Origin of the sequence: Roseovarius sp., from assembly GCF_018066915.1 — a bacterium.
Classification (GTDB): domain Bacteria; phylum Pseudomonadota; class Alphaproteobacteria; order Rhodobacterales; family Rhodobacteraceae; genus Roseovarius.
On record NZ_JAGPVV010000238.1, the window covers coordinates 1 to 6,670 of the forward strand.

Annotated in this window: 6 protein-coding genes, 1 tRNA gene and 1 pseudogene; 5 read left to right on the plus strand and 3 right to left on the minus strand. The window is 62.1% G+C overall.

Going from position 1 to position 6,670, the window contains the following annotated elements; all coding sequences use genetic code 11:
* A partial coding sequence (lepA, locus tag KBT70_RS13285) for a translation elongation factor 4 (RefSeq protein ID WP_296634352.1) occupies positions 1-1,600 on the plus strand: 1,600 nt, incomplete at its 5' end.
* A gap of 54 nt (positions 1,601-1,654) precedes the next feature.
* Here lepA and KBT70_RS13290 read toward each other — a convergent pair.
* Positions 1,655-1,777 (minus strand): entericidin A/B family lipoprotein, encoded by a 123-nt coding sequence (locus KBT70_RS13290; protein ID WP_296634355.1) that lies wholly within the window; start codon positions 1,775-1,777, stop codon positions 1,655-1,657.
* 280 nt (positions 1,778-2,057) lie between these two features.
* On the opposite strand from KBT70_RS13290, the gene KBT70_RS13295 reads away from it, so the two are divergent.
* Complete coding sequence (locus KBT70_RS13295) at positions 2,058-2,582, plus strand: HU family DNA-binding protein (RefSeq protein WP_296634358.1); 525 nt, start codon at positions 2,058-2,060, stop codon at positions 2,580-2,582.
* A gap of 19 nt (positions 2,583-2,601) precedes the next feature.
* Positions 2,602-2,676 (plus strand) — tRNA-Val (locus KBT70_RS13300).
* 160 nt (positions 2,677-2,836) lie between these two features.
* Here the strand turns inward: KBT70_RS13300 and KBT70_RS13305 are convergent.
* Positions 2,837-3,583, minus strand: coding sequence for a folate-binding protein (locus KBT70_RS13305; RefSeq protein ID WP_296634363.1), 747 nt, complete (start codon positions 3,581-3,583; stop codon positions 2,837-2,839).
* 64 nt (positions 3,584-3,647) lie between these two features.
* On the opposite strand from KBT70_RS13305, the gene KBT70_RS13310 reads away from it, so the two are divergent.
* The gene (locus KBT70_RS13310) at positions 3,648-4,340 is read left to right on the plus strand and encodes a TIGR04283 family arsenosugar biosynthesis glycosyltransferase (RefSeq protein ID WP_296634366.1); all 693 of its coding nucleotides are present in this window, start codon (positions 3,648-3,650) and stop codon (positions 4,338-4,340) included.
* Between the two features lie 148 nt (positions 4,341-4,488).
* Positions 4,489-5,691, plus strand: a complete 1,203-nt coding sequence (locus KBT70_RS13315) for an aminotransferase class V-fold PLP-dependent enzyme (RefSeq protein ID WP_296634370.1) — start codon at positions 4,489-4,491, stop codon at positions 5,689-5,691.
* A 149-nt stretch (positions 5,692-5,840) separates the two neighbouring features.
* On the opposite strand, the pseudogene KBT70_RS13320 reads toward KBT70_RS13315, so the two are convergent.
* Positions 5,841-6,670: pseudogene (locus KBT70_RS13320) on the minus strand (acetyl-CoA carboxylase biotin carboxylase subunit); the annotation flags it as partial.

The following is a 6,670-nucleotide window of genomic DNA, read 5'->3' on the forward strand; positions in this document are numbered from 1 at the left end:
GGCGCAGGATGGCGAGATTTATGTCCTCAACCTGATCGACACGCCGGGCCATGTGGACTTTGCCTATGAGGTCAGCCGCTCCATGCGTGCGGTCGAGGGCAGTCTCTTGGTGGTGGACAGCACCCAAGGTGTTGAGGCGCAGACCCTGGCCAATGTGTATCAGGCGATTGATGCGGGCCATGAAATCGTGCCCATTCTCAACAAGATCGACCTGCCCGCGTCGGAATGTGACCGGGTGGCCGAACAGATCGAGGATGTGATCGGGATTGACGCAAGCGGTGCCATTCGCGTGTCAGCCAAGACCGGCGTCGGCATTGCTGAGACGCTGGAGGCCATCGTCAAGCATCTGCCCGCCCCCAAGGGCGACGAGAACGCGCCGCTCAAGGCGATGCTGGTCGATAGCTGGTATGATGCCTATCTGGGCGTGGTCGTTCTGGTGCGGATCATGGACGGGCGCATGAAGCGTGGCGACCGCATCCACATGATGCAGACCGAGGCCACCTATAATGTCGAGCGGATCGGCGTGTTCCGCCCGCAGATGGAAAAGGTCGAGAGCCTTGGGCCCGGCGAGATCGGGTTTATCACCGCTTCAATCAAGCAGGTGCGCGATACCAAGGTGGGCGATACGATCACCCACGAGAAACGCCCCTGCGCCAAGGCGCTGCCGGGGTTCAAGCCCTCGGTGCCGGTGGTGTTTTGCGGGCTCTTTCCGGTGGATTCCAACGAGTTCGAGGACCTGCGCGACGCGATCGAGAAACTGGCGCTGAATGACGCCTCTTTCAGCTATGAGATGGAAACCTCGGCGGCGCTTGGCTTTGGCTTTCGCTGCGGGTTTCTGGGGCTCTTGCACCTCGAGGTGATCCGCGACCGGATCGAGCGGGAATACAATATCGAGCTGATCACCACGGCCCCGTCGGTGATCTATCATCTCTACATGAAGGACGGCACACGGCGCGACCTGCACAACCCCGCCGACATGCCCGATCTGACCTATGTGGCCCATATCGAGGAGCCGCGCATCAAGGCGACGATTCTGGTGCCGGATGAATATCTTGGCGATGTGCTCAAGCTCTGTCAGGACCGGCGCGGGATTCAGATGGATCTGACCTATGCCGGTGCGCGGGCGATGGTGGTCTATGACCTGCCTCTGAACGAGGTGGTGTTCGATTTCTACGACCGTCTGAAATCCGTGACCAAGGGCTATGCGTCTTTTGACTATCACCTCGAAGGCTATCGCGAGGATAATCTGGTCAAGATGCAGGTGCTCGTGAATGACGAGCCGGTGGATGCGCTCTCGATGATGGTCCACCGCGACCGGGCCGAAGCGCGCGGTCGGGCGATGTGCGAAAAGCTCAAGGATCTGATCCCGCGCCACATGTTCAAGATCCCGATCCAGGCGGCCATCGGCGGCAAGGTGATCGCGCGCGAGACTCTGTCAGCGCTGCGCAAGGACGTGACCGCCAAGTGTTATGGCGGCGACGCCACGCGCAAGAAGAAGCTCTTGGAAAAGCAGAAGGCCGGCAAAAAGAAGATGCGGCAATTCGGCAAGGTGGACATCCCGCAAGAGGCGTTCATTTCCGCGCTCAAGATGGACAACTAGGGCTTTCCGCTGCAACAGCGAAAAGCTCTGGTGCGGTTTTGATCCGCGAAGGTCTTAGGATTCGACGGCTGATTCAATCGCTTGGCCAGCGTCCTGAACGTCGCGGCCGGCCCCTTGAATGGTTTCGCAGGCGGTCAGGCCAAGTGAGGCCAGAAGGCCCAAAAGCATCATGCGCATGGTGATTTCTCCGATATGAATAAGCCTTGCGGCCTGCGGTGCGCAGGACGGCAAGGACGCGCCCCGATCCCTGATCCGGTTTCGGGTGCAGCGCGGGATACTCTGCCGTCTTGTGGGGGAATACAACCGCTGATTTTCTTGCAAGGATCACGGGCCCTCGCCGGGGCACAAATGGGGCCGGGCAGGGCGCCTGATTAGGGTTCAGAGCCACAAGTCTGACTGGTAAAGCAATCGCCTCCGCGCTAGCGTGTTTCCAGCAGCGAAACAATTGAGGCGCATCATGACGACCAAGGCCAAGACCAAGAGCCCGCGCAAGACGACCACCCGGACGACCGCCAAAACGACGACGGCCAAGCCCCGCACCCCGCGCAAATCCGCGGCTGCGGATAGCGCGCCTGAGGTCGCCACCCCAGACGCGTTCGAGACCACGCCCGTGGAGAGCGGTGCAACAAATGTGATCGCGCTCACGGTGGCCGACGCGATCCCCGCCGATGCCGGGCCGGAGTTGAAGAAGCAAGAGCTGATCGACAAGGTTCTGGCCAAAGGCGACATCAAGAAGAAAAATGCCAAGCCCGTGATCGAGGCGGTGCTTGCGGTCTTGGGCGAAGTACTGGCCGAGGGCCGCGAAATCAACCTGCCGCCCTTGGGCAAGATCAAGATCAACCGGGTGCGCGACATGGCCAATGCCCGCATCATCGTGGCCAAGATCCGGCAGGCAAAACCCGGTGCCGGACCAGACACCGAGAGCGACGACGAAGACAGTGACGAAGATATGAAAGAGGGTGTTGCACAGGGCGAAGAGTGACGCTAAAAGCCCCCACGGCGGGTGATTAGCTCAGTGGTAGAGCGCTTCGTTCACATCGAAGATGTCAGGGGTTCAAATCCCTTATCACCCACCATTACCCTAATTTTTCTGATCCAACATGGATGCGCGATGCGGTTGCGCGTATTGCACCTAGAGCGTGTTGTGTTCATTTGCATTCATGCAACACGCTCTAACCTATTGATTTCGCATGTTCGAGGAGCTCAAAATCGGTTCCCGCTTTTGAGCAACATGCTCTAGTGCGCCGGGATTGAGAGCGGGTCCACCCGTGCTTCGCCGGCGGTCATGCCCGACGTGGCGCGGTCGTGGCGCAGGTAGGCGATGCCGCGCCCGCCGGATTGGGTATAGAGCGTGCCTGCCGGTTTGCCTTCGGGGGTCAGGATATCGCTGCCGATGGCGGCTGTGCCATGGACGGCGACCATGGTCAGACCCTTGCGCAACTCGGTCTTGTGTTTCATCCGGGCCGTGACCTCTTGGCCGACGTAACAGCCCTTGCGGAAATCCACGCCATTGAGGCGCTCGAACCCGGCCTCGAGAATGAAGGTATCAGGGGTCAGTTCAATCCCGGTTTCGGGGATGCAATGGGCCACGCGAATTCGCTCGAAATCGCTGCCGTCGTCGCCGCCCTCATCGCCATAGAGGCGCCAGCCGAGGTCCGGATGCCGCGGATCGGCAAGTGCTCCGTCTGGGGCTGGGCCGGTGCCGCGCCGCACCCTGAGGGCGGTTTCGGTGATGGCCACATTGGCGCGCAGCTTGTACATGGTCAGCCGTTGCAGGAGCATGGGCGCCAGGCTCTCATCGACATCGAGCCAGATCGCATCGCCGTGCCGCGATAGCAGAAAATCGGCCAGATACTTGCCCTGCGGTGTCAGGATCGCCGCATAGACCAGCCCGTGATCCAGTTTGTGCAGGTCGTTGGTCACAAGCCCTTGCAGAAAATGCAGGGCGTCGGTGCCGGTGATCTCCAGAATACGGCGCGTCATGCCTCTTCCCCCGTGTTGTTCGGGTGTAATATAGGTCAAGCAAGCAGACACAACAGGGGTCATCATGCGCGCAGCACTCTCGGTGGTGATTCCGACACGGAATGCGGGTGCGGGCCTGCCGAGCTGTCTGGCGGCACTCATGGAAGGGCTGGAGGCGGGATTGATCCGCGAGTTGATAGTCAGCGATGCCGGATCAGAGGATGCCACCCTGCAAATCGCCGATGCGGCGGGGGCGGTGATCGTGCAGGGCGCGGCATCCCGTGGCGGGCAGTTGCGGCGCGGAGCGCAGGTGGCGGGTGGCGACTGGCTCTTGTTTCTGCATGCCGATACGGTGCTGCCTCCGGGATGGGCTGGTGTGGTCAGTGCGCGCATGGCACAGGGCGGGCCTGCTGCGTTTCGGCTGGCGTTCGACGCGGCCGGGGTCATGCCCCGGTTGGTGGCGGGCTGGGCCAATCTGCGCAGCCGCGTGCTGGGGCTGCCGTATGGTGATCAGGCGCTCTTGATCGCGCGCAACGACTATGAGGCGGTGGGCGGATTTGCCGATATTCCGCTGATGGAGGATGTGGCCATCGCGCGCGCGCTGAAGGGGCGTATCGCGCTTTTGCCGCTGGCGGTAACGACATCGGCGGCGCGGTATCAGCGCGAAGGATGGCTGTGGCGAGGCGCGCGCAACCTCTGGACATTGATCCGCTATCTTTGCGGGGTGGACCCGGAGGTATTGGCGAAGGCGTATCGGCGCGGGGGCCGGGGTTCTTGAATAATTCCGGACAAGAAAATTGTGAATTTTCTTGCTGCTGGTGGCGATTGAAAAGCTTTCCTTGCACAGGCGTGCCGCCTTGCAGCAGCGATTGACGCCGCTTGCCAAGGGCGTAAGGTGCGGCGCGAAGAAGCAGGAGTTCCCCCACATGAGCCTCGCCCACGGTCGCGCCTATCTGGCCATTCCCGGCCCCTCGGTCATGCCCGAAGAGGTGCTGCGCGCCATGCACCGTGCCGCCCCGAATATCTACGAGGGCGATCTGATCGAGATGACGGCGGGGTTGATCCCGGATTTGCGCGCGGTGGCGCGCACATGTCAGCATGCAGCGATTTATATCTCGAACGGGCATGGGGCGTGGGAGGCGGCGCTCGCCAATACGCTGCAACCCGGCGACCGGGTGCTGGTGCCGGCCACGGGGCGGTTCGGGCATGGTTGGGCGGATGTGGCGCAGGGGCAGGGGATCGCGGTCGAAATGCTGGATTTCGGCAAGCGGTCGCCGATTGATCTGACCCGTCTGGAAGAGGTACTGCGTGCTGATAAGGCGCACACGATCAAGGCGGTTCTGGCCACCCATGTCGATACGTCGACCTCTGTTCTCAATCACATTGCCGGGGTGCGGGCGGCGCTGGACGCGGCCGGGCATCCGGCGCTTTTGATGGCGGATTGTATTGCCTCGCTCGCCTGTGACCGGTTCGAGATGGACGATTGGGGTGTCGATGTCATGGTTGCGGGCAGTCAAAAGGGGCTGATGGTGCCGCCCGGTCTGGCGTTTGTGTTCTTTTCCGACAAGGCGGCGGAGGCGCGCAAGAAGATGCCTCTGGTCAGTCGCTACTGGGATTGGACCAACCGGGCCGACCCGCAGATGTTCTATCAGTATTTCGGTGGCACTGCGCCCACGCATCACCTTTACGGGTTGCGTGCGGCGCTCGACCTGATCGCGGCAGAGGGCGGGATCGAGGCGGTCTGGGCGCGGCATGACCGGCTGGCGCGGGCCATCTGGGCCGCATGCGAGACTTGGGGGCAGGTGGGGCCGCTCGAGTTGAATATCGCTGATCCTGCCTTGCGCAGCCGGGCCGTGACCGCGCTTCGGATCGGCGCACCGCATGGGTCGCGGTTGCGGTCCTGGGTGCAGGATCATGCGGGCGTGACGCTGGGGATCGGTCTTGGCATGGCAGAGCCGGGTGATCCGGCGTGGCACGGATTTTTCCGCATCGGCCATATGGGGCATGTCAATGCGCATATGGTTCTGGGGGCGCTTGGAGCGATCGAGGCCGGGTTGGCCGCGCTCGATATTCCGCATGGTGAGGGCGGGTTGGCGGCGGCCGCTCGGGTGATTTCCGGCAAGGTCTAGGGGGCGGACGGGCTGGGTTGGCCTGACGGGGACGTTTGGCTAATGCGGTGCGACGCGCGGCGCCCTTCGGGAGTGAGCCCGCGCGCAGGGGCTTGGGACGAAAGGCAGCAAAGAGGCCATTCGCGTCTGTCCGTCCCTCGCACGAGACCTCAGTCGCGCAGGTTTGTTTCCAGCCAATGCTCCAGCCAGTGAATGTTGTAATTCCCGGACTGGATGTCCTCTTCCTGCAAGAGCGCGTGAAAGAGCGGCACGGTGGTGTCGACGCCATCGACGATCAATTCGCCAAGGGCGCGGGCGAGACGCTGGAGGGCGCTGTGACGGTCCTTGCCATGCACGATCAGCTTGGCAATCAGGCTGTCGTAATAGGGCGGGATTTTATAGCCATCATAGAGCGCCGAATCCATCCGCACGCCAAGTCCGCCGGGGGCGTGAAACTGGGTGATCCGACCGGGACGCGGCGCAAAATCCGGCAGTTTCTCGGCGTTGATGCGGACCTCGATGGCGTGACCATTGATGATGAGGTCGTCTTGGGTGAAGGACATCGGCAGGCCTTCGGCCACGCGGATCTGTTCCTGCACAAGATCGACGCCAAAGATCGCCTCGGTCACGGGATGCTCGACCTGCAAGCGCGTGTTCATCTCGATGAAAAAGAAGTCGCCCTTTTCATAGAGAAACTCGATGGTGCCTGCACCGCGATACTGGATGTTCGCGCAGGCATCGGCGCAGATCTTGCCGATACGCGCGCGTTCCTCGGCGGTGATGCAGGGGCCGGGGGCCTCTTCCAGCACCTTTTGATGGCGGCGTTGCAACGAGCAATCGCGCTCGCCCAGATGCACGGCGCGGCCCTTGCCATCGCCGAACACCTGAATTTCGATATGGCGCGGCGTGGTCAGATATTTCTCGATATAGACCTCGTCATTGCCAAAGGCGGCCTTGGCCTCGGAGCGGGCGGTGAGAAAGGCCTTTTCCAAGTCGGCGG

Excerpts from the sequence above, each read along its gene's own strand:
- KBT70_RS13290 (WP_296634355.1), bottom strand. The coding sequence starts at position 1,777 with ATGCGCATGATGCTTTTGGGCCTTCTGGCCTCACTTGGCCTGACCGCC.
- KBT70_RS13295 (WP_296634358.1), top strand. The coding sequence starts at position 2,058 with ATGACGACCAAGGCCAAGACCAAGAGCCCGCGCAAGACGACCACCCGG.
- KBT70_RS13305 (WP_296634363.1), bottom strand. The coding sequence starts at position 3,583 with ATGACGCGCCGTATTCTGGAGATCACCGGCACCGACGCCCTGCATTTT.
- KBT70_RS13310 (WP_296634366.1), top strand. The coding sequence starts at position 3,648 with ATGCGCGCAGCACTCTCGGTGGTGATTCCGACACGGAATGCGGGTGCG.
- KBT70_RS13315 (WP_296634370.1), top strand. The coding sequence starts at position 4,489 with ATGAGCCTCGCCCACGGTCGCGCCTATCTGGCCATTCCCGGCCCCTCG.